The 307-nt window shown below is 47.9% G+C and carries 1 pseudogene; it reads left to right on the top strand.

Annotation, left to right across the window (positions count from 1 at the left end):
• Positions 1-307: pseudogene (locus tag WG929_RS21060) on the top strand (IS110 family transposase); the annotation flags it as partial.

Raw genomic sequence — 307 nt, 5'->3', positions numbered from 1 at the left:
TGCATCGAATGCGAGAACGGCTGGTCAAGGATCGCACTGCGCTTTGCAATCAGATGCGCGGTTTGTTGACGGACTATGGTTATATCTTCCCCGTCGGAATCAATGCTGTACTTAAAGGGTTACGCGAGATTCTGGAACAAGGTGAGCTGTCTGGCATGATGCAGTCGGAGTTGAATTGGACATTGATTGAATATGACCTGTTATCGCGTCGGATTGATCACATTAACGAAGAATTAAAGCGTTATGGCGAACAGGATCAGCAATGCCAGAACCTGATCTCTATCCCTGGAATCGGGGCTCATATCGC

The organism is Oceanobacter antarcticus, from assembly GCF_044962685.1.
Taxonomy (GTDB): Bacteria; Pseudomonadota; Gammaproteobacteria; order Pseudomonadales; family Oceanobacteraceae; genus Oceanobacter; species Oceanobacter antarcticus.
This window is presented reverse-complemented; position numbering and strand designations above follow the sequence as displayed.